This is a genomic window from Nocardia sp. NPDC019219 (assembly GCF_040632645.1).
In the GTDB taxonomy this organism is placed as follows: Bacteria; Actinomycetota; Actinomycetes; order Mycobacteriales; family Mycobacteriaceae; genus Nocardia; species Nocardia sputorum.
In genome coordinates, this window is the sequence record NZ_JBEYCG010000001.1 from 932739 (window position 1) to 953837 (window position 21099).

Annotated in this window: 21 protein-coding genes and 1 tRNA gene; 10 read left to right on the top strand and 12 right to left on the bottom strand. The window is 68.8% G+C overall.

The window, feature by feature from the left end; translation table 11 throughout:
- Positions 1-305: 305 nt before the first annotated feature.
- Positions 306-1181, bottom strand: coding sequence for an SDR family oxidoreductase (locus tag ABZ552_RS04215; protein WP_281876890.1), 876 nt, complete (start codon positions 1179-1181; stop codon positions 306-308).
- Positions 1182-2050: 869 nt separating this feature from the next.
- On the opposite strand from ABZ552_RS04215, the gene ABZ552_RS04220 reads away from it, so the two are divergent.
- Positions 2051-2515, top strand: a complete 465-nt coding sequence (locus ABZ552_RS04220) for a hypothetical protein (protein ID WP_281876891.1) — start codon at positions 2051-2053, stop codon at positions 2513-2515.
- A gap of 42 nt (positions 2516-2557) precedes the next feature.
- Here the strand turns inward: ABZ552_RS04220 and ABZ552_RS04225 are convergent.
- The 3 genes from ABZ552_RS04225 to ABZ552_RS04235 form a co-directional block, all read right to left on the bottom strand.
- Positions 2558-2631 (bottom strand) — tRNA-Pro (locus tag ABZ552_RS04225).
- A gap of 60 nt (positions 2632-2691) precedes the next feature.
- The gene (locus ABZ552_RS04230) at positions 2692-3708 is read right to left on the bottom strand and encodes a hypothetical protein (RefSeq protein ID WP_357435513.1); all 1017 of its coding nucleotides are present in this window, start codon (positions 3706-3708) and stop codon (positions 2692-2694) included.
- Between the two features lie 674 nt (positions 3709-4382).
- The gene (locus ABZ552_RS04235) at positions 4383-5345 is read right to left on the bottom strand and encodes a metallophosphoesterase (RefSeq protein WP_281876894.1); all 963 of its coding nucleotides are present in this window, start codon (positions 5343-5345) and stop codon (positions 4383-4385) included.
- A gap of 133 nt (positions 5346-5478) precedes the next feature.
- Between ABZ552_RS04235 and ABZ552_RS04240 the strand changes: the two genes are divergently transcribed.
- On the top strand, positions 5479-5943 hold the full coding sequence (locus ABZ552_RS04240; protein ID WP_357435515.1) for a GatB/YqeY domain-containing protein: 465 nt from the start codon (positions 5479-5481) through the stop codon (positions 5941-5943).
- Between the two features lie 54 nt (positions 5944-5997).
- Here ABZ552_RS04240 and ABZ552_RS04245 read toward each other — a convergent pair whose 3' ends face one another.
- Positions 5998-8367 (bottom strand): transglycosylase domain-containing protein, encoded by a 2370-nt coding sequence (locus ABZ552_RS04245; RefSeq protein ID WP_159844392.1) that lies wholly within the window; start codon positions 8365-8367, stop codon positions 5998-6000.
- 366 nt (positions 8368-8733) lie between these two features.
- Between ABZ552_RS04245 and ABZ552_RS04250 the strand changes: the two genes are divergently transcribed.
- Complete coding sequence (locus ABZ552_RS04250; protein WP_014981178.1) at positions 8734-9057, top strand: WhiB family transcriptional regulator; 324 nt, start codon at positions 8734-8736, stop codon at positions 9055-9057.
- A 94-nt stretch (positions 9058-9151) separates the two neighbouring features.
- Here the strand turns inward: ABZ552_RS04250 and ABZ552_RS04255 are convergent, their stop codons facing one another.
- Both ABZ552_RS04255 and ABZ552_RS04260 read right to left on the bottom strand, forming a co-directional pair.
- Positions 9152-10291, bottom strand: a complete 1140-nt coding sequence (locus ABZ552_RS04255; RefSeq protein ID WP_281876896.1) for an ArsA family ATPase — start codon at positions 10289-10291, stop codon at positions 9152-9154.
- Positions 10288-11307 carry an ArsA-related P-loop ATPase gene (locus tag ABZ552_RS04260; RefSeq protein ID WP_281881270.1) on the bottom strand — a complete coding sequence of 340 codons (1020 nt, stop codon included), beginning with the start codon at positions 11305-11307 and terminating at the stop codon, positions 10288-10290. Before ABZ552_RS04260 ends, ABZ552_RS04255 begins: the two co-directional genes overlap by 4 nt.
- Before the next feature lie 469 nt (positions 11308-11776).
- On the opposite strand from ABZ552_RS04260, the gene ABZ552_RS04265 reads away from it, so the two are divergent.
- The 3 genes from ABZ552_RS04265 to ABZ552_RS04275 are packed head-to-tail and all read left to right on the top strand — an operon-like array spanning position 11777 to position 13251.
- Positions 11777-11947, top strand: coding sequence for a DUF4177 domain-containing protein (locus tag ABZ552_RS04265; protein ID WP_281876898.1), 171 nt, complete (start codon positions 11777-11779; stop codon positions 11945-11947).
- A gap of 15 nt (positions 11948-11962) precedes the next feature.
- Positions 11963-12421, top strand: coding sequence for a RidA family protein (locus ABZ552_RS04270; protein WP_281876900.1), 459 nt, complete (start codon positions 11963-11965; stop codon positions 12419-12421).
- A 38-nt stretch (positions 12422-12459) separates the two neighbouring features.
- Complete coding sequence (locus ABZ552_RS04275; RefSeq protein WP_281876902.1) at positions 12460-13251, top strand: MBL fold metallo-hydrolase; 792 nt, start codon at positions 12460-12462, stop codon at positions 13249-13251.
- 54 nt (positions 13252-13305) lie between these two features.
- Here the strand turns inward: ABZ552_RS04275 and ABZ552_RS04280 are convergent, their stop codons facing one another.
- Complete coding sequence (locus tag ABZ552_RS04280) at positions 13306-13980, bottom strand: Crp/Fnr family transcriptional regulator (protein WP_039794544.1); 675 nt, start codon at positions 13978-13980, stop codon at positions 13306-13308.
- Positions 13981-14113: 133 nt separating this feature from the next.
- On the bottom strand, positions 14114-14356 hold the full coding sequence (locus ABZ552_RS04285; RefSeq protein ID WP_228829512.1) for a hypothetical protein: 243 nt from the start codon (positions 14354-14356) through the stop codon (positions 14114-14116).
- A gap of 223 nt (positions 14357-14579) precedes the next feature.
- Here ABZ552_RS04285 and nth point away from each other — a divergent pair, with 223 nt between their 5' ends.
- From nth to ABZ552_RS04305, 4 genes are all read left to right on the top strand, one after another.
- Positions 14580-15281, top strand: coding sequence for an endonuclease III (gene nth / locus ABZ552_RS04290; RefSeq protein WP_281881271.1), 702 nt, complete (start codon positions 14580-14582; stop codon positions 15279-15281).
- A complete protein-coding gene (locus tag ABZ552_RS04295; RefSeq protein WP_281876903.1) occupies positions 15278-15922 on the top strand; it encodes a TlpA disulfide reductase family protein in 645 nt (214 codons plus the stop codon). Before nth ends, ABZ552_RS04295 begins: the two co-directional genes overlap by 4 nt.
- Before the next feature lie 85 nt (positions 15923-16007).
- Positions 16008-16724, top strand: a complete 717-nt coding sequence (locus ABZ552_RS04300) for a CoA pyrophosphatase (protein ID WP_281876905.1) — start codon at positions 16008-16010, stop codon at positions 16722-16724.
- Positions 16721-17914 (top strand): MarP family serine protease, encoded by a 1194-nt coding sequence (locus ABZ552_RS04305; RefSeq protein WP_281876906.1) that lies wholly within the window; start codon positions 16721-16723, stop codon positions 17912-17914. The genes ABZ552_RS04300 and ABZ552_RS04305 overlap by 4 nt, the downstream gene beginning before the upstream one ends.
- A gap of 63 nt (positions 17915-17977) precedes the next feature.
- Here the strand turns inward: ABZ552_RS04305 and ABZ552_RS04310 are convergent, their stop codons facing one another.
- Genes ABZ552_RS04310 through nhaA form a run of 3 tightly spaced genes read right to left on the bottom strand, consistent with a single transcriptional unit; the run spans position 17978 to position 20800 of the window.
- Positions 17978-18913: an alpha/beta hydrolase gene (locus ABZ552_RS04310; RefSeq protein ID WP_195084874.1), complete on the bottom strand. Its 936-nt coding sequence runs from the start codon at positions 18911-18913 to the stop codon at positions 17978-17980.
- A 45-nt stretch (positions 18914-18958) separates the two neighbouring features.
- On the bottom strand, positions 18959-19465 hold the full coding sequence (locus ABZ552_RS04315) for a phage holin family protein (protein WP_281919188.1): 507 nt from the start codon (positions 19463-19465) through the stop codon (positions 18959-18961).
- A 33-nt stretch (positions 19466-19498) separates the two neighbouring features.
- A complete protein-coding gene (gene nhaA / locus ABZ552_RS04320) occupies positions 19499-20800 on the bottom strand; it encodes a Na+/H+ antiporter NhaA (RefSeq protein WP_281881273.1) in 1302 nt (433 codons plus the stop codon).
- Positions 20801-21099: the final 299 nt, after the last annotated feature.

Consider the following 21099-nt stretch of genomic DNA (forward strand, 5'->3'; position numbering starts at 1 on the left):
AAGGTTCCAGCGATGATATTCCCGCATCCGGCCGGAACAACCTACGAAGAATCGGCCGTCCGCCCCGTGTCGGGTGTACCGGCGATGGCGAGTGTTCGCAGCGGCCGCGGAACCGGCAGCGTGGAACAAATGCCCGAGTCCGGTCGCGCGCACGCGTAGAAGCGGTCTCTCGCGTCGAGCCGGTGACGACCCCGATCGCCACACTGTAACGGGCAAGCACATGCCGAGGCCACGTACCATGATCGGCCTGGGTCGTGAAAGGGCCTGGGAGACCCGCGAATTCGCGCGGTGCGCGAGCGGTCTCATTACGCGTCGATGAACAGGTCGTTGGCCAGCGCGCCGTCACCGGGAACGACGCGATAGCGGTCCAGGTCGGTGATTCCGTTGGCGGCGAGCACTTCTTCGTCGAGCAGCAGCCGACCGGTGTTTGTCGCGGCAGGGCTGGTCACCACGAGCAGGGCGGCGTCGGCGCAGATGTCGGCGGTGCGGGACGCGGCGACGGCTTCCGCACCGCCGAGCAGGTTGCGGACCGCGGCGGTGTCGATCTTCGTCCGCGGCCACAGCGAATTCACGGCGATGCCGTAGGACCGGAATTCGTGCGCCAGACCGACCGTGGCGATGCTGACACCGTATTTGGAGACGGTGTAGGCGACGCCGTTGCCGACCTGCCCGGGGTTCATGTTGAGGGGTGGGGAGAGCGTGAGGATGTGCGGATTGCGCCCGGCTCGGGCCGAGGTGCGCAGGTACGGGAGCGTCAGCTTGGACAGCAGGAACGGGGCGCGGAGGTTGACCGCCTGCATGTGGTCGTAGCGCTGCATGCCGATCTGCTCCGCGCCGGTGAGATCGACCGATCCGGCATTGTTGACCAGGATGTCGATGCCGCCGAAACGCTCGACGATCCGCTCGACGGCGTCGGCCAGCGCCCTGTCGTCGCGGACGTCCGCCACCAGCGGCAGCACCGCCCCGCCCGCGGCTTCGGCGCGAGCGGCCGCGGTGTGGATGGTGCCGGGCAGTTTGGGATGCGGCTCCTGGGTGCGGGCGATCATGGCGACGTTCGCGCCCTCCGCCGCGAACCTGATCGCGATCGCCAGGCCGATGCCACGGCTGGCTCCGGTGATCACCGCGGTCTTGCCCGCGAGCAGACCCTCGTTCGGCGCGGATGGGGAAGTGGGTCCGTGCATAGCCGGTGCTGCCCTTCGGATTCGGTCGATCTTGTTCCGAGGCTAACCGGCGTTCGGTGGAACCGGGGGCGGTTCGGGCGCCACCGCCGCGAGGATTCGCGCCCGCTTCCGGTCGCTACCTTGTCGCTACCCATCGCATCACTGCGGCTTCCCTGTCGTAGCGGGCGAGATGGTCGTAAACCCTGAGGCATAAGGGAGCCCACATCGAGTGGACTCCCCTCGGACTCGGCCCGGCTCGAACGGGCTGCCACCCCTCCAAACGGGGCATTCATCCGGCGACCGCGTGCCATTGAGGCCAGCAGCTACGTGCTGCTAGGTTCAGCGGGGAACCCATCAGTACCTGTCCCCTGGAAGTTCCCATGCCTCGTCGATCACCGGGCGAGATCAGGTCACGGCTACCGCTACGCACCGCACGCGCCAGACCTCCAGCTATCTACCGGCGACCTCCTGTCATACGACGGCTCTCGGCCGGTGCGAATCGCCAGATCGCTGATTTCGAACGCGCCCACGGCCTGCGCCCCGGGTCCGTCGCCCACGCCTTCCGGCGATGGGCCTATACGGGCCGACGTTCACCTCGAGACCCGTCACCCGTCTACGGACCTGACGACTCGGACCTGCGCAGCGGCGATTACCACGTCAGGACGCTGCTGGAGCGGACCGCCTGGTCTCTCCGGCCCCGGGCCCGACGAGAACTGCGGAGAGAGCTCGGACCGCTCGACGATCGCATCATCGCCCGGACGGTCAACGATCCGTTCGCCCCGCCCGATCTCCCATGGTGGAAACGGCGGATCGAGATCTGACACACGGCCACAGCCCGATCCGACACCATGCGACAGGCCTACCAGCACTTACCGCTGAGGACACCTCGAATGATCACCGAAATGATTCCCATGTGGACCTCCCAGCGAACGCTGGTGTCCCTACGCGATGTGCTTCAGTTGTTCCCGCCGAACAACTGGCGGTGGACGGTGGAGGACTTCGACGGGGTTTTCGGACGATCACCCACTGGCATCACCTGGGCCCAGTTCCGGGAGAGGGTGGCCACTGGGGCAGTGGCATTCGATTGGAACGGAATCCAACAGTTCGCCGACGGTGTGGATCAGATGATCGACGGCCGGATCGTCGCGACCGACGAGAGCGGTACCACCGTGGTACAGCTGGACGCGTTCGACAGCACTGAGTACGAGATCGTCATTGATCCTGCCTGGAGCGGCGCGGCTGCATTCGTTGCCGCTGTTCCCGGCGGGTGGGGATTGGGAGCTGATTCCGGGCTGATGCTGCTTACCGGCATCGGCGTCGCTCCGGCTGTCCCGGGCAACGGAGAAGGCCCCTGACCGTATACCGGTCAGGGGCCTTCCCGTCGTCTCAACCACGAGTCGGGGTGACAGGATTTGAACCTGCGACCTCTTCGTCCCGAACGAAGCGCGCTACCAAGCTGCGCCACACCCCGTGAAGCGAACCTGGAGTAGCTTACAACAGGGTGGCGCGAGACGTTAAACCGGCAGGTCAGTCACCCTGCGAGGGGGCGGATGCTGGTGAAGATGCGCTTGGCGGTCTCGGCGTCGAGGGCGTGCGGGACGCCCGTGTCGGCGGCGATCACCATGACGAAGTTTCCCTCGTCGTTGGGGAACGCGGCGGTGTAGACGGAGTACGCCTTCGCGCAGCCGGGCTTGGCGTCGGCGACGGTGCCTTTGGTCTCCACGAACATGCCGTGCTGGGAACCGTCGAGCGACGCCAACGGCATGGGCAGTCCGGGCGTGCCGCCGGGCGTCGCCTTGTAGGCGAGCGTGGCGGTTCTCGTGCCGAGTTCGGTGGCCGCCTTTCCCGGATCGGAGGTGTTCGAGCCGGTGAGGAAAGCGACGGTCCGGGTGGAACCGGGGCAGTAGCCCTTGCCCTCGCTGGCCAAGCCTTTACCCGCGACGGCGTTCGGTGGCTCGCCGAAGCCGCCGATGGTGCCTTGCGGCGCGATCGTCCAGTCGGCGGGTACGTCGTAGGCCGCGCCGCTGTCGGGCGCTCTGACGACTTGGAACCCGGGGATGACGGGGTTCTTGTCGCCGGAACCCCGGGCGGTTGTCGTGGGGGCGGATGTGGCGGTGGTCCGCGCGGGCGCGGGCTCGGTGGTCGTGGTGAGCGCGTCCACCATCGACGGCGTCGCATCCTGCGCGGCGTCGTCCTTGTCGGTCTTCGTCAGGGCCACTGCCCCGGCTACCAGACCGCCCACGAGCAGCACCGCCAAGCCGATCGTCAGGACGAGCATTCCCCGGTCGCGGGCATTCGGACCGTTCGGTGGCGGTCCCCCGAAGCCGCCCTGCGGACCGTAGCCGGGTTGATACGGGCCATCGGGCGTTGTGCCGTATGGTCTGGGGCCGCCCGCGGGTTGCCAATGCCCACCTTGTGCCGGGTGGCCGACCTCGACCGGATAGCCGAGCTGGGTCGGCGTCGAGTCGGCAAGGTCGGGCACGGCGGCGAGCCTTCGGTTGCGGACCGGGCCGGACTGGTCGAGCGCCCCGAGTGGTTGCCCGAGCATGGTTGGATCGTTGCGCCCGTGGGCGGGATCCGGGTCGGACTGCGGCGGCCATTGCCCGGCGGGTCGAGCCAGGATCGTCGGATCGTTTCGGTCCTGTCCTCCTGGCTGCGGGCCACCCGGCGACTGGGCGGGCATGGTCGGATCGGCCTGCGCGGGTGTGTCCGGCGCCCATGACAAGGCGGGATCGCCCGGCCAGGCGGGTTGCCACTGGAGTGTGGGTGCGGGCTCTTGACCCGGCTGCCAATGGGTGGCGGGGTCGGCCGGCCACGGGTGCGGCGGTCCGCCACCGTCGGTCGGTGCGGCTCCCGGTTGCCACGGAGACGTGGGGGCGTGTTCTTGTGAGCTGGGTTGCCACTGCTCCGGATGACCCGAGGATTGTTCTCGGCCGCGCTGCCATGGCGTGATACCGGGCTGGACTGGTTGGTCGTACCCGCCGGACTGCCCCTGCGACGGCTGTTGCGGTGCGCCGGATTGCGGCGGATGCGCTCCGTCGTCCGGCGGGCGAGCGGCGAAGTCGTCTCTTGCCGGAGGGAACGCGGAACGCGGTGCGGGGGTGGGCTGTTGCCGAGGAACCGGCGGCCCGGCGGGCCGTCCCAGAATCGTCGGGTCGTCGCGCCGGTCGTCGAATCCACTCACAGTTGTCCCCTACCTGACACACGTCTCGGCAGGGGACCTTAGCGGGCGATCGCCTCCGATGCCGACACTCCGTGGCCCGTGTCGGCTGCGGGCCGCTTCGGCGGCGCGGCGACCAGCGTCAACAGCGTCGCCTCCGGACGGCAGCAGAATCGGTACGGCGCCCACGGAGAGGTGCCGACCCCCGCGGAGACGTGCAAGCGGGTGTGCTCACCCCACTTCGACGGACCCTTGACCCGGGACCGGTCGATCCCGCAGTTGGTGACCAGGGCGCCGTAGCCGGGCAGGCACAACTGGCCGCCGTGGGTGTGCCCGGCGAGCACCAGGTCGTACCCGTCCTCGGCGAAGCGGTCCAGCACGCGGGGCTCGGGGGAGTGGGTGAGGCCGAGCCGCAGGTCGGCCAGCGGGTTCGGGGCGCCGGCGACCGTGTCGTACCGGTCGCGTTGCAGGTGCGGATCGTCGACACCGGCGGTGGCGATGCGGATCCCGGCGACCTCGAGGTCACGGCGCACGTGCGTCAGGTCGAGCCAGCCGCGCTCGGTGAAGGCCGCGCGCAGGTCCTTCCACGGCAGCGGAGCGCCGAAGGTGCGGCGGTGGTCCTTCTTGAAGTACTTCAGCGGGTTCTTCGCCACCGGCGCGAAGTAATCGTTGCTGCCGAAAACGAAAAGGCCCGGGCGGGAGAGCAATCCGCCGAGGGCCTGAACCACCGCGGGCACCGACTTCTGGTGCGAGAGGTTGTCGCCGGTGTTGATCACCAGGTCGGGCTCCAGCCGGTCCAGTTCCCGCAGCCACTGCTGCTTGAGCTTCTGCCCCGGCGTCATGTGCAGGTCACTGAGGTGGAGCACCCGCAGCGACGACGACCCCGGCGCCAGCACGGGCATGGTCGCCTCCCGTAGGACGAAGGCGTTGCGTTCGACCAGCGAGGCGTAGCCGATTCCGGCCACCGCGGCCCCGGCGGCTCCCAGCGCGGTCGTGCGTACAGCAGAGGTCGAGATCACGGGCATTTGCCCAGCATAGGTGACCTCGCGCAGGAGCGCCGAGTGTGTTTCCGCACAAGCGCCCGTTTTTCCGGCGGGAAATCGGGCCGCGCGGCAAATGTAGTGGGACCGCCGCGCCGCAGCGGCTACCGTGAGCGGCATGTCGGAACTCAAATCGCAGCTGCGCGCGGATCTCACCGCCGCGATGAAAGCCAAGGACACGCTGCGCCTTTCCACAGTGCGGATGCTGCTGTCGGCGATCCAGACCGCGGAGGTCGCCGGCTCGGAGGCCCGTGAGCTCACCGACGCCGAGGTCGTCTCCGTGTTGCAGAAGGAAGCGAAGAAGCGCAACGAATCCGCCGAGGTCTACACGCAGGCCGGGCGCGGCGAACTGGCGGCGAACGAGCACGCCGAGGCGCGCATCATCGAGGAGTACCTGCCGACCCAGCTGACCGACGCCGAGGTCGCCGATCTCGCCGACACCGCCATCGCGCAGGTCGCCGAGGACATCGGCGAGCGTCCCGGGATGCGCCAGATGGGACAGGTCATGAAGATCGCCACCGGACTCGCCGCGGGCAAGGCCGACGGCTCGCGCATCTCGGCGGCCGTGAAGGCGCGGTTGTAGGGCAGCGACGAGAAAGGGGCCGCGAACCATATGGTTCGCGGCCCCTTTCTCTTGTCAGCGCGGGATCGGGATCGGGATAGGGATCGGTGGCAGCAGCGGCGGTGGCGGCAGTCCCGGGATGCCCGGCGGCGGCGCGGCCGGGCCGGGCGGCGGCGCAGCCCGGACGGTGCCGTCGCTGATGTACAGCGTGATCACTGAGCCGGGGATGGCCGACCCGTTCGGCGCTGTGCCCATCACGGTGCCTTTGGGGCGATCGCCCGCGCCCGTGACCGGCGACACCTGGAAGCCCGCCGCTACCAGCTTGGCGGTCGCCTCGCCCTGGGGCATGCCGACCACGTCGGGTACCTGGGCGTTGTTCGCGCCGCGCACATACTTGTCGTCCAGCGGGGGCAGGCCCGGCGGCGGGAACAGCGGTATCACGGGTTTGATCGCGTTGAACCAGGTCCGCGCGGGCTCGTTACCACCGAACAGATTGCCGTCGCCGCAGTTGCGGAGCGGGAACGAGCAGATCTCGCCGGGCGTCGGGCTGTCGCCGTAGACGTAGACCGCGGCGGCCAGCGCATTGGTGAAGCCGAGGAAGGCCGAGGAGCGGTGACTCTCGGTGGTGCCGGTCTTGCCCGACATCGGGAGGTTCCAGCCCGCCGACTGGGCCGCGCCCGCCGCCGTGCCCGCCGTGTCGTCCTTGCTCATCGCGTTGGCCAAGGTGTTGGCCAGGCCCGGCTCGACGACCTGCTCGCAAGCCTGCTGGGTCAGCGGGACCTGCTTGCCCTGGCGGTCGATGACCTCTTTGATCGGGTTCGGCGGGCACCACCGGCCGCCCGAAGCCAGCGTCGCCGCGACGTTGGACAGCTCCAACGGGTTGATCGCCACCGGTCCCAGCGTGAACGAGCCGAGGTTCTGCCCCTTGATCATGTCGGCCAGGCTCTGGTTGCCGTGGCCCGAAGTGCCCGCTTCGGTGAACGAGCGCATGCCGAGCCGAACCGCCATGTCGACGGTCGGGGTGACCCCGACGGCCTGGATCAGCTTCACGAACGCGGTGTTCGGGGAGGTGGCCAGCGCCTCCGTCACCGACATGGGTGATTTGTACCGGCCCGCGTTCTCGACGCAATAGGTGGCGGCCGGGCACCCGCGGGCGCCACCGTTACCCATGCCTTTGGCCTCGAACCGCCCTGGCACGTCGAGCTGGGCGTTGATGCCGAGACCTTTCTCCATGGCCGCGGCCGTGGTGAAGACCTTGAAGATGGAGCCCGCGCCGTCGCCGACCATCGAGTACGGCTGCGGCTGCACGGTCTCGCTCGCGTCCCGGTTCAGGCCGTAGGTGCGGCTGCTGGCCATCGCGAGCACCGGATGCGTGTCCTGCCCCGGCGCGACGACGGACATGACCTCCGCGATGTTGTCCAGGTTCGGGTTCGCCGCTTCGGTCACCGCGCGTTTCACCGAGTCCTGCACGGCCGGATCCAGGGTGGTCCGGATCAGGTAGCCGCCCTTCTCGATCTGTTCGCGGCTGATGCCCGCGTTGGCCAGGTACTGCAGCGCGTAGTCGCAGAAGAAGCCGCGGTCGTTGGCGGCGATGCAGCCGCGCGGCAGGCCCTTGGGTTCCGGCAGCACGCCCAGCGGCTTGGTCTTCGCCTCCCGGAACTCCTCGGCGCGGCTGGGGATGTTCTGGATCATGGTGTCCAGCACCGTGTTGCGCCTGGCCAGCACGCCGTCGGGGTTGGTGTAGGGGTTCAGCTTGGACGAGCTCTGCACCATGCCCGCGAGCATCGCGGCCTGCGAGACGTTCAGTTCGGCCGCGTCGACGCCGAAGTAGGTCTTCGCGGCGTCCTGGATGCCGTAGGAGGAGTTACCGAACGGGACGAGGTTGAGGTATCTGGTGAGGATCTCGTCCTTGGTGAGCTCCCGGTCCAGCGTCAGCGCCATCCGGATCTCCCGGATCTTGCGGGCGGGAGTGGTCTCGATGGCGGCGCGGCGCTCGGCGTCGGTCTTGGCGACCACCAGCAGCTGGAAGTTCTTCACGTACTGCTGATCCAGCGTCGACGCGCCCTGCTGGACCTCGCCGCTGGCGCTGTTGGTGAGGAACGCGCGTAGCGTGCCCTGCCAGTCGACGCCCTCGTGCTCGGCGAAGCGACGGTCCTCGATGGACACGATCGCCAGTTTCATGTCGTTGGAGATCCGGTCGCTGGGCACCTCGAATCGGCGCTGCTCGTACAGCCAGGCGATCGGATTGCCCGCCGCGTCGACCATGGTCGAGACCGCGGGGACCGTTCCCTCGACCAGCTCCGCGGAGACGTTGTCGACGGCGTCGGCGGCACGGTTGGAGACGAACCCGAAGCCGCCGGCGAGCGGGAACAACAACCCGGCGACGAGCACGGAGGCCAGCACGCAGCTGCCGGCCAGCCGCGCGAGCGTATGTGTGATCGGCACGAATCAAGACTACGGGGTGCCATCCGAGCCTTCTTGGCGGCATTTGTCCGGAGCCCGGAACTGGTTGTTCGCGAACCGGAATGGGCGTGTCGCGCGATCGCACCCGGCGTGTCGCCGGAGGGCGCGCACGCAATCTGCCTGCCCGTCCAGTGCGCGCCCGGACTTGCAGGGACGGACGTACCAAAAAATCTCGAGGTGGTCTTGCGCAAGCGCCATACCTTTACCTAGATTGAGAACCCAGTGTGATAGAGCTAACACTCAAAGTGGAATGTGGTGCACTTCGCAGCGGGGTTTGGGTGCTGCGTGGTGACAACGCGATTCTGGAGCGCCGTTGACCGGTGTTCGGACTGCAAAGGGGCACACCAAATGCACATGACAACCCCCATCGCTCGATTGGACGTGGAGCAGGCCGAAGCAAGGATCGCCTGGGTAGCCCAGGCCCGATGCAAGGAAGTGGACCCCGATCAGTTGTTCGTGCGCGGCGCGGCCCAGCGCAAAGCCGCGACGATCTGCAGGCACTGTCCCGTGCTCATGCAGTGCGGCGCCGACGCGCTCGACAACCGGGTGGAGTTCGGTGTGTGGGGCGGCATGACCGAACGGCAGCGCCGCGCCTTGTTGAAGCAGCATCCGGAAGTGACCTCGTGGGCCGATTTCTTCCAGGCCCAGCGTCAGCATCAAGTGGCTATGTAGTCCCGCCAAATCGAAACGGAGCCCGCGCAAGCGGGCTCAGTTTCGTTTCAGGACGGATATTTCCGTCCGGAGCGATAGCGGATACGCCTAAGTATCAGGCGGTGGCGCGCACCGTGCCCGCGAGCTGATCGCCGACGACACGCAGCGCGTCGAGGTCGGACACCTCGAACGGCAGCGCGGTGACCGAGACGATCGGCACTCGCGGATGCGCGCCCGTGAACCGATGCAGCAGGTGCTGTTCCCGTTTGTCGGTGGCGACTCGGCGGGCGTGCACCCGCAACACCGCCGCGGTCAGCGGATCGGAGTCCGCCACCTGGTCGGCGGCGGTGAGGGCGTGATCGGCCGACAGCGAGCTCAGCACCGGATGGGTGCGGTTGAGCACCAGCCCCGCCAGCGGCATGCGCTCGGTGGAGAGGCGGTCGACGAAGAACGAGGCTTCCCGCAGCGCGTCCGGTTCCGGCGCCGCCACCACCAGGAAGTGTGTGCCCGGCTTGGACAGCATCGCGAAGGTTCGCTCGGCGCGCTCCTGGAAGCCGCCGAACAGCGACTCCAAGGACTGCAGGAAATTCGACGCGTCCTTGAGCATCTGCCCTCCGACGACGGTGGACACCCCGCGTACCGCCAGGCTCATCGCGCCGGTCACGAGCCGGGTCACGCCGCGGCCGGGCGCCATGATGACGCGGATCATGCGGCCGTTGAGGAAGTTGCCCAGCCGCTTGGGTGCGTCGAGGAAGTCGAGGGCATTGCGCGAAGGCGGGGTATCGACCACGATGAGGTCCCACTCGCCCCGGTGGGCCAGCTGGCCCAGCTTCTCCATCGCCATGTACTCCTGCGTCCCGCCGAAGGAAGAGGCGACCGTCTGATAGAAGGGGTTGGCGAAGATCTGCTGCGCTTTCTCCGCGCTGGTGTGCTCGAGCACCATGTCGTCGAACGTGCGACGCATATTGAGCATCATCGCGTACAGCTCGCCCTTGGCCTCGGGACCCAGCGCCACCCGCTGCGGATTGTTGCCGAGGTCGGCGACGCCGAGTGACTGAGCCAGCCTGCGCGCGGGGTCGATGGTCAGCACCACGACCTTGCGGCCCTGCTCGGCGGCGCGCAGCGCGATGGCGGCGGCGGTGGTCGTCTTGCCGACGCCGCCGGAGCCGCAGCAGACCACTACGCGGGCGGACTGGTCGGCGATGATCCGCGATATGTCCAGCGGGGCAGCCGCGGGGTGGGTCGGCGTGCTCATCGGACTCCCTGGGCGGTGAGGTGTTCGGCTAGTTCGTACAGTCCGCCCAGGTCCATTCCGTCGGCGAGGGCGGGCAGGTAGAGCCGCGAGATATCGACCTTGGCCAATTCCTCGGCGCTGTCGTCCTGTGCTTGCAGCGTGGCCGAGTGTTCGATCGTTTCGGTGAGCAGGCCCTGGAAGTCGCTGTCGGGGAGCGTGATCCCGGCGGAGTCCAGGCCCGCGCGGATGGCGTCGGCGTCCAGATCACCGGTGGCGGCCCGGGCGCGCAGTTCGGGCGGGAGCTGGCCTTCGGCCGCCCGGTTCACGATCACGGTGCCGATGCGCAGGTCCGCGGCGGTGAGCTCGGCGACGGCGTCGGCGGTTTCCTGCACCGGCAGCGCCTCCAGCAGCGTGACCAGATGGATCATGGTCTGGTCCGAGTGCAGCAGCTGGGATACACCCTCGGCCTGCGAGGCGATCGGCCCGCCCTTGGCCACCTCCGCCATCGCTTTGGTGACGTCGAGGAAGCCGGCGATCCGGCCGGTGGGCGGTGCGTCGACCACGATCTCGTCATAGACCCGCTTGCCGGACTTGTCCACGCGAACCGCGCATTCCTTGATCTTGCCGGTGAGGATGACGTCGCGCAGACCGGGCGCGATCGTGGTGACGAACTCGATGGCGCCCATCCTGCGCATCGCGCGGCCGGCGAAGCCGAGGTTGTAGAACATGTCGAGGTATTCGAGGAAGGCGTGCTCGATGTCCAACGCCAGCGCGACCACCTCGCCGCCGCCGTCGGCCGTGGCGATCCGTGTCTCGGTCGGCGGCAGCGGCGGCAGGTCGAACAGCTGCGCGATCGATTGCCTGCTCTCCACCTCGACCAGCAGCACCCGGCGCCCGCCCGCGGCGAGCGCGAGGGCCAGCGCCGCGGCGACCGTCGACTTGCCGGTGCCTCCCTTGCCGGAGACATAGTGCAAGCGGGCCTGTTCAGCGCGCTTCGGCCACCTTGTGTCCGATCCCGGCTCCGCCGAAAGCGGCACTGCTGTTGGTACTCCCACGCTCGCGAGCCTATAACTGGTCCGCGATCCCGGGGCACCGGCCGTACCAGACGGATGCGCGTCACACCGCGCGAAACCACGGCGCACCCCACCCGATGCGGTTGCGCCCTCGGCGTGCTGAGCGCATCTGAACTCGGGTTTTGGAGGGAGGAGGCTGTCTTGCGCCGTTGGCGACGTGGTTCGAATGTGCGGGCTGTCGCGTTCGAGGCGAGCGCCCTTTCCGGCCGTGCCCGCAACAACGGCGCACCCCGTCCGATGCGACTACGCACCTCACGCGCCCAGCGCACCTCGACCCCCAGTTTCGAGCGAAGCGAGACCGAGCATCCGCCGTTCGCGGCCCGAGCCACAAGGGGGCCGCGAACACCCAGCGCCGCAGGCGCTGGAAAACCAACACAGCCGCGAACACGCCGCGACGAAGTCGCGGCAATTAAACACAGCTACGCTCTCGCACATGAGTGAGACGAGTGATACGACCGTGTGGGAGTACGCCACCGTGCCGCTGCTGACGCACGCGACGAAGCAGATTCTCGACCAGTGGGGAGCCGACGGCTGGGAGCTGGTCTCCGTGCTGCCCGGCCCGACCGGCGAGCAGCACGTCGCCTATCTCAAGCGGCGCAAGTAGAAGGAGGGCGACGTAGTGACCCAGTGGGAGAAGAACCTCGCCGAGCTCGGAATCACACTGCCCCCGGTCGTGCCCCCGGTCGCGGCCTACGTTCCCGCGATCCGCACCGGGTCGTTCGTCTACACCTCCGGTCAGCTGCCGTTCGTGGACGGTGAGTTGTCCGCGGTCGGCAAGGTCGGCGCGGAGGTCTCCGTCGAGGAGGCCAAGGAGGCTGCCCGGCTGTGTGCGCTGAACGCGCTGGCCGCGGTGCACGATCTGGTCGGGCTCGACGCGGTGGTGCGGATCGTGAAGGTGGTCGGGTTCGTCGCCTCGGCACCGGGATTCGGTGATCAGCCGGTGGTGATCAACGGCGCGTCGGAGTTCCTCGGCCGGGTCTTCGGTGACGCGGGCAAGCACGCGCGCTCGGCTGTCGGCGTCTCCGAACTTCCCCGGAATACGCCCGTCGAAGTCGAACTGATCGCCGAGGTGCGCTAGACCGGAACTGTCGGCTCCGTTTCTATCCGAGGTTTGCGATGACGTTGACACACCCCGCCTACGGGCAGCTCCGGCAGGTCACCGAGACGGCGGCGGTGCTGCTCGCCGACAATCCGGGACAGATGACCTTGGAGGGAACCAACACTTGGATCCTGCGCGCGCCGGGAGCAGCGGACTGTGTGGTGGTGGACCCGGGGCCGAAGGACAAGGCGCATACGGCCGCGATCGCCGAGGCCACCGGCGGCCGGATCGCTCTCACCTTGATCACCCACCGCCATCACGATCACACCGGGGGCATCGATCGGCTGGTCGAGCAGACCGGGACGCCGGTGCGCGCCAAGGAGGCCGGCTTCCTGCGCGGTGCGGACGCCCCGCTGGCCGACGGCGAGGTGATCGAGGCTGCGGGCCTGCGGATCACCGTGCTGGACACGCCGGGTCATACCGGTGACTCGCTGAGTTTCGTCCTCGACGACGCGGTGCTGACCGGCGACACCATCCTCGGTGCGGGCACCACTGTGCTGGATTCCAGCGACGGCACGCTGGCCGACTACCTCTCCTCGCTGGACCGGCTGGTGGAGGTCGGCAAGGGAAAGGCGCTGCTGCCCGCGCACGGCCCGGATCACCCGGATCTGGAGCCGGTCGCCCGTTACTACATCGCGCATCGGCACGAGCGCCTCGATCAGGTGCGCGAGGCGTTGCGGGCGCTCGGCCCGGACGCGGGCGCGATGTCGGTCGTGCGCCGCGTGTACGCCGATGTGGACAAGCGGCTGTGGCCCGCGGCGCGCAGTTCGGTGCAGGCGCAGCTGGACTATCTGCGCGTGCACGGTTAGCCGGAACGCCGGGTTCAGTGGAGCGCTGAACCCGGCGTTCTGCCGTATGAGAGGTTACCGGGCGCGGCGGGCCAGGCGCTCGGAGTCGGAGATGAGCACGCTCTTGCCCTCCAGCCGCAGCCAGCCGCGATGCGCGAAGTCGGCGAGGGCCTTGTTCACGGTCTCGCGGGAGGCGCCGACCAGCTGGGCGATCTCCTCCTGGGTCAGGTCGTGGGTGACCCGCAGCGCGCCCGCCTCCTGGGTGCCGAAGCGCTGGGCGAGTTGCAGCAGCGCCTTGGCGACCCGGCCGGGGACGTCGGTGAAGATCAGGTCGGCCAGGTTGTTGTTGGTCCGGCGCAAGCGGCGGGCGAGAACGCGCAGCAACTGCTCGGCGATCTCCGGCCGCTGGTCGATCCAGGTCTTGAGGGCGTCGCGGTCCATCGTCACCGCACGCACCTCGGTCACCGTGGTAGCGGTGGAGGTGCGCGGACCCGGGTCGAAGATCGACAGCTCGCCGAACATGTCGGACGGGCCCATGATGGTCAGCAGATTCTCGCGGCCGTCGGGCGAGCGGCGTCCGATCTTCACCTTGCCGGACGTGATGATGTACAGCCGGTCGCCCGGCTCACCCTCGTTGAAGATGACGTGACCGCGCGGGAAATCCACCGGCTGAAGTTGTTTGGCGAGGGCGGCCACCGCAGTGGGCTCGACGCCCTGGAAGATGCCTGCTCTGGCGAGGGCCTCGTCCACGAATGTGCTCCTTATGGGAAATGGCTCTGTACCGGACCGAAGCGACTCGGCCAACAGCGCAGTCTACGCGGCGTCACTACAGCGTAGTGACGGACACCACGTAACGGGTGGATTGCGCGGCGCTCGCGCCGGGTCAGCTCGCGCGGGCCACGTCCATCTCCTCGCCGCGAGAGCGGCGCCTGCGCATCCGGGCCACGGCAGCGGGCAGACCGAGCTTCGTCAGCTCTTTCACCTCGGCGTTACTTGCCTTGTCCAGGTACTGCTGAACCTCTTCGTCGGGTTCGAGAAGCTTGCGGAGCCGATTCTCGACCCGCTCCATGCCCAGTGCGAACAGCATCAGCACCACTGGGAAGAGCACCACAGCGAGTCCTTGCATGACGAGCAGTAAACACCGTCGAGGTCTCAGATGGAACACGGCAACTGAACTGGAAGGGCAACGTTGTCTGCCGGTTCCGTATGGTGGACGCGTGCGCGTCTCCCCCTCCACCGCCTCCGGGAACGGGCTTCCGCCCGGCTCCGAGCCCTCTGAAACGCCGCAGACCGCCGCCGCGGCTCCGCAACGGAAAACCAGGGCGCGACAGGCGGAAACCCGGCTCGGGCTGGTCCGCCGTGCGCGCCGGATGAACCGGGAACTGGCGACCGCCTTCCCCGACGCGCACTGTGAGCTGGATTTCACCACACCGCTCGAATTGGCGGTGGCGACAATACTTTCGGCGCAGTGCACCGACGAGCGGGTGAATCTCACCACGCCTGCTCTGTTCGCCCGGTACCCGGACGCCCGCGCCTATGCCGAGGCAAACCGCGCGGAGCTGGAGGAATACATCCGGCCGACCGGCTTCTTCCGGAACAAAGCATCCTCGCTGATCGGGCTCGGCCAGGCGTTGCTGGAACGTCACGACGGTGAGTTGCCTCACACCCTGACCGAACTCGTGCAATTGCCCGGCATCGGGCGCAAGACCGCCAACGTCATCCTCGGCAACGCGTTCGGCGTGCCCGGCATCACGGTCGACACCCATTTCGGCCGTCTGGTGCGCCGCTGGGGCTGGACCGACGAGGAAGACCCGGTCAAGGTCGAGCACATCGTCGGCGCGCTGATCGAGCGCAAGGAATGGACGATGCTCTCGCACCGGGTGATCTTCCACGGACGGCGCGTCTGCCATTCCCGCAAGCCCGCGTGCGGCGCGTGCGTCCTGGTCAAAGACTGCCCGTCGTTCGGGATCGGGCCCACCGATCCGGAGGCGGCGGCCAAGCTGGTGAAGGGGCCGGAGCGGGACCACCTGCTCGAGCTGGTGGGCCGGTGAGTTCGGAGCCCTCGGGCCGAAGGAGTGCGGGAAATGCGTGGCGCTGGGCGCTTGCCGGTCTGATCGTGGTGGTGGCGCTGGCCGTCGCGGTGTGGCCGCGCGGGGAGGACGAGCCGCAGGCGCCGCGGTCTTCTCCCATCGCCTCCGGTGTTTCCGATGACCTGCGCGCTGCCGCACGTTTGCCGGATTGCCCGGCCGGCGCCGCGAACGGGAACGGCCCGCTGGCCGGGATAACCGTGGAATGCCTGGCGAACGGCCGTTCGGTGGATCTGGCCGCCGCGCTGGCGGGCAAACCCGCCCTGCTGAACCTGTGGGCCTACTGGTGCGCACCGTGCGCCCAGGAGTTGCCGTATTTGCAGCAATACGCCCAACGCGCCGGGAACGCGATTACCGTGCTGACCGTGCACAGCGACCCTGATGAAGCCAAAGCACTGTCCCGGCTGCGTGGACTGGATGTGCGGTTGCCCGGCGTGCTCGACGCCGACGCGCGAGTGCGCGCGGCGGTCGGCGCCCCGGCGGTGCTGCCGATCTCGGTGCTGGTGCGCGCCGACGGCTCGATCGCCGATGTCGTGGTGCGAGCATTCGACGGGGTGGATGACATCGCGGATACCGTCGCGGGCAAGCTCGGAGTGGCCGAGTGACAATGCGGGTGGATGATTCGATGGTGGAGGTGACGGTGCGGGCGTGCACGCGGGTCGGTGGGCGAATGCGCGGGGGAGGTGCGCGATGACCATCGAGATGCCGCCCGACATCCCGGGTTGGCTGACCCGCTCGGCCGAACCGGCCACCGACAGCGCCGACACCCTGACCAGGGCGCGTGCGTTGCGGCGCGCCATGACCGTGACCTCCAAGCCGCGGCAAGCGGCGGTGCTCGTGCTGTTCGGCGGCTCACCTCAGCCGGATCCGGCTGCGCCCGGCGGACTGCCCGCCGACGCGGAGGTGCTGCTGACCCAGCGTGCCTCCACCATGCGCCAGCATCGTGGCCAAGTGGCTTTCCCCGGCGGCGCGATGGATCCGGGCGACGCCGGTCCGATCGATACCGCGCTGCGGGAGGCGTGCGAAGAGACCGGCCTCGATCGTTCCGGCGTGGAACCGTTCGCGGTGCTGCCGGAAATGTTCGTGCCGGTGTCCCGTTTCGACGTGACGCCGGTTCTCGCGTACTGGCGCACGCCCGGCGCGGTGCGGGTAGTCGACGAGAGCGAGACCGAGCGGGTCGTGCGCGTACCGCTCGCGCAGCTGCTGGATCCGGCCAACCGCTTCGTGGTCCGCAGTCACCTGGGGTATCAGAGCCCGGCGTTCCAAGTGGACGGGATGTTGGTCTGGGGCCTCACCGCAGGCATTCTCGCCGGGATCAGCAAGGCCTCCGGCTGGGATCGCGAGTGGGATCACGAAGACGTCCGTGACCTGGAGACCGCGCTCGCCGCCGTGGGGATGACGTTATGAGCTCGTCGGCCTGGCTCGACATCGCCGTCGTGCTACTGGCGCTGCTGGCCGCCTCCTCCGGGTGGCGGCAGGGCGCGGTGGCCTCCGCGCTGGCCTTCCTCGGCGTGGTGCTCGGCGCGGTCGCGGGCATCCTGATCGCGCCGCACATCCTGGTGCACGTCGACGAGGGCCGCACCCGGGTGCTCACCGGCGTGCTGCTCATCGTGATGCTGGTGATCGTCGGCGAAGTCGCGGGCATGGTGCTGGGGCGCGCCGCCCGCAGCGGCATGCGTCATCCGTTCACGCGGAGTGTGGACAGTGCGGTGGGCGCGGTGTTGCAGGCGGTCGCCGTGCTGGTCACCGCGTGGCTGCTGGCGCTGCCGCTGGCCACCTCCTCGCAGCCGGCCATCGCGACCGCGATCAACGGCTCACGGGTGCTCGCCGACGTCAACGACGTCGCGCCGAACTGGCTACGCAAGCTGCCCAACGAGTTCTCCAAACTGCTGAACACCTCCGGCCTGCCGGACGTGATCGGGCCGTTCGGGCGGGCGCCGATCGCGGCCGTGGAGCCTCCGGATGCGAGCGTGCTGGCCAGCCCGGTCGCCGCCTCGTTGCAACAGAGTGTGCTGCGCATCCGCGGTGTCGCGCCGAGTTGCCAGCGTGCGCTGGAGGGCTCGGGTTTCGTGATCGCGCCGGAGCGCGTGATGACCAACGCCCACGTCGTAGCGGGCACAACGAGCGTCGATGTGGACACGGCCAGCGGTTCGCTGCCTGCCTCGGTGGTGCTCTTCGACCCGTTCACGGATGTCGCGGTGCTCGCGGTGCCCGGACTCACCGCTCCGGTCGTTCCGCAGGCGCCGGCGCCTGCCCGTACCGGTGAGAGCGCCATCGTGCTCGGCTACCCGGGGGGCGGCCGGTACACCGCGAGCGCGGCTCGCATACGCGAGACCCTGGATCTGACCGGACCCAACATCTATCGTGACGGCACGGTGAAGCGTGAGGTGTACACGGTGCGCGGGCTCGTCCAAGCGGGCAATTCCGGTGGGCCACTGGTGGATACCCAGGGGCAGGTACTCGGAGTGGTCTTCGGTGCGGCGGTGACCGACAACGACACCGGTTATGTCCTCACGCTCAACGAAGTCCGTTCCGAACTCGCCGCCTCGCAGCGTTCCGACGCTCCGGTGGCCACAGGAGCGTGCGTACTCAGCTGATCCGGCGCGTGCTTGTCGGGAACAGCGCGACGCCCCGGTCACGCGACTGCGTGGCCGGGGCACTCAGGCGAGCAGCTTGGACAGTTCCTTCGTCACGGCGTCCGGGTTCTCCTGGTGTGCGAAGTGCCCGGCCGCCGGGATGCCGGCCAGCCGCCGTTCCGGCGACAGATGCGGGTCGCGGCGAAAGGTCCCCGGCAGCACGTAGGGGTCCAGTTCGCCGCGCATGGCCAGTACCGGGATGTGCACGGGTTCGCGCATGGTCGCCATGAACCGGCGACCGTCCGGGCGCCACTGACTGCGGAAGGCCCAGCGCTGGTACTCCAGCGCACAATGCGCGGCGCCGGGGATCCGGATCGCCGAACGCATCCGCTGTGCGGTGTCGACGAATTCGGCGGTGCCCGCCCATCCCGCGCTCACCCGCCGGCGCAACAGCCGTTCGACTTCGAAGCCGTCGGCGGTAGTCAGCAAGTGCTCGCCGTACCAGGGGGGCTGGTAGCGGAGGAAGTTCGGCAGCCAGGCCGCGCGCTGGCGGCGGTTGCGCAGCACGGAACTCTTCAGCGCCGACGGATGCGGCGAGCCGACCAGGGCGATGGAACGAACCAGTCGTGGATGCAGCACCGCGGTGGTCCAGCAGACCAGTCCGCCTTCGGCGTGCCCCGCCAGCGTCGCCTCGGTGTAGCCGAGCGCCCGGATGAGCCCGGCGACGTCACCGGCGAGCGTCCAGCCGTCGTAACCGCGCGGCGGCTTGTCGCTGTCGCCGTAGCCGCGCAGGTCGACAGCCACGGCGCGGTAGCCGAGTTCGGCCAGGCCGGTCAGTTGGTGCCGCCAGGACCACCAGAAGTCCGCGAAGCCGTGCAGCAGCACGACCAGCGGCGCATCGGACCGCTCCGGCGCCGCGTCCACGACGTGGAATCGAATGCCGTTGGCGTGCACGTCCCGATGTGTCCACGGTCCGTCGTAACGGACGCTGGACGGATCCGGAAGCAAGTTCGCCGACACGCCGATCGAGCCTAGTAGCCGCCGTACCGGCGCGCGCAGGCGCGCCTAGGAAGCCGGCTTCTGCAGCGCGGGACGGTCCTCGTGCGCGGCCGGGCCCAAGCCGTGCGGCAGTACCGTGCGCGCCTGCTTGAGCGAGTCGATCGTCTTCTCCGGCGCGCGCAGTTTCTTCACTCGCCGGTAGCCGAGGAACGCCAGCACCGCGGTGGCCACGACCATCAGCAGGAAGACGATCAGGAAGGCGGCCCAGCGGGCCAGCCACACGTCGAGCAGTTCGCCGAGGAAGAAGAAAAAGAAGAAGGTGCTGAACAGCAGCACGGTGAGCGCGAGGATGAAGTAGACGCTGCCCTGCAGGCCCTTCTTGATCTCCCCGGTGACCTCGGCCTTGGCCAGTTCGACCTCGGCGCGGACCAGGGTGGACATCTGCTCGGCGGCGTCGCGGACCAGGGTCCCGAAGCTCGCCGAGCCGAGCGGATCGGCGTCCGTGAGGGGAATGGAGGTGACCGTACGACCGCGCTCCGCGTCGCTCCCGTTACCGCCGTGGTTGAAACTCACTTGGTCGACCCTTCTCCCTGTCCCGGCACTGCTTCAACTCCCGTTCGATCGGCGGCGCTCCCGGTGCCCTCCGTGGTCACGCAGGCTACCGCCTCCGGGCGGATCGCTCGCGCCGCCATGTTGTTCACGTTCTAGCGCACGGGCGTCCCGCCGAGCCTGGTGGACACGCCCACGCCGCAACAGTAGCGCCGAACCGGCGAGCGACGCCGCCATTGATGTGACCAACACGGCGGCCTTCGCCAACTCGACGGCCGACCCGTCCGCGACATCGGCGAGCGCGAGTTCCGCCACGAGAAGGCTAACCGTGAAGCCGATCGCGCCGAGCACCGACAGGGCGAACATGTCCCGCCAGCCGAGTTCGCTCGGGCGCGTCGCCACGCCCAACCGGATTGCCACCCAGCTCATCCCGAAAATGCCGAGAGGTTTGCCCACCAGGAGGCCGAGAATCACGGCGAGCGCGAGCCGGTCGGTGGCCAACTCGCCGAACACTGTGAGATTCAACGGAACTCCGGCGGCGAACAGGGCGAACAGCGGGACGCACAATCCGGCGGAGACCGGCTGGAAAAGGTGCTCGAGCCGGGTGGCGGGCGCGTCTCGCTCACCGGGATCCGGGCGCACCCGGGTGAGCAGGCCGAGCGCGACGCCGGCCAGGGTGGGATGGATGCCTGCTTCGTGCAGCGCGTACCAGGACAGCAACGCCAGCGGGACGTACAGCAACGGCGTGCCGATGCGCGCGCGTTGCCCCAGCGCCCACCCGGCGAAGCACGCCGCGGCTACGAGCAACCACAGCAGCGACACCCCCGCCGTGAACAACACCGCGATCAGGACGATCGCCATGAGGTCGTCGACCACGGCGAGACTGAGCAGGAAGACGCGCGCGCCCGTGGGGATGCGCGAACCGGTCATGGCGAGCACGGCGAGCGCGAACGCGATGTCGGTGGCGACGGGGATGGCCCAGCCGCGCTCCATGCCGGGCAGGCCGAAGCCGACGATCGCCGCGATCAGCGCGGGGGTTACCACGCCACCGATCGCAGCGATGACCGGCAACGTGGCGCGTCTGCGATCGGCGAGTTCGCCGACCACCAGCTCGCGTTTGAGTTCCAGACCGGCGACGAAGAAGAACACCGCGAGCAGACCGTCCGCGGTCCAGTCCGCCAGGGTCAGTTCCAGGTGCAGCGGCGGGATGGCGACGACCGTCTCGGTCATCGTCAGATAGCTCGCGCCCCACGGCGAGTTCACCCAGAGCAACGCGATCGCCGCCGCGATCAGAAGCAATGCGCCGCCGACGGTTTCCGTGCGGAGGTAGCGGGACAGTTCCGAGCGCACTTGCGTGATCACGGGAAACCTTTCGGGCGGCGTGCGGGCACTGCGGCGGCACACCCACCGGAGCCGGCTCAACGGGTACACGGCCGCGCGCCGACCAGACTTCCCGGCACACCTCACGCAATCTTAACGGGTGCGGCCGATGACGGAGCCCGTCACCGGCCGCGTCCGGCGCTGCGGGTCAGCCCTTGCCCGCCCGGATCGCCTCGAAGACGCTCGGGTCGACGAGGGTGGAGGTGTCGCCGAGTTCGCGTCCTTCGGCGACGTCGCGCAGGAGGCGGCGCATGATTTTGCCGCTGCGGGTTTTGGGG